The following is a 347-nucleotide window of genomic DNA, read 5'->3' as shown; positions in this document are numbered from 1 at the left end:
CGCCCAGGCCGACGGCAACGACGGGCAGGGGCTCGTCCGGATCACGGTGATCGGCGGCTCCTACCCCAGCGGGGAGGGCGCATCGGCCGGGACCTACCGCACCGTGCAGGTGACCGGTGCGGATGGCACCTCAGTGCTGAACGAGATCGATCCCGGATGGGCTCCAGAGGTGTGGGAGATCGCCTGGCAGCGCTGCTACCGGCTCACCCTCGCGCACGTGCAAGCCGGTGGGGCGCTCCCGGCCGGGCCGGGGGAGGTTGTCGTCCAGGGCGAGGATCTCGGGGTGTGGATCGCCGGGCAGGTAGCGGGGTGGGACAGGCTCGTGCCTGCGCAGCGGTACCTGCTGG

Annotated in this window: 1 pseudogene; it reads left to right on the top strand. The window is 72.3% G+C overall.

Going from position 1 to position 347, the window contains the following annotated elements:
* Nucleotides 1-347, top strand: a pseudogene (locus tag TN53_RS48075) (hypothetical protein); the annotation flags it as partial.

Source organism: Streptomyces sp. WM6386 (genome assembly GCF_000972385.1).
Classification (GTDB): Bacteria; Actinomycetota; Actinomycetes; order Streptomycetales; family Streptomycetaceae; genus Streptomyces.
This window is presented reverse-complemented; position numbering and strand designations above follow the sequence as displayed.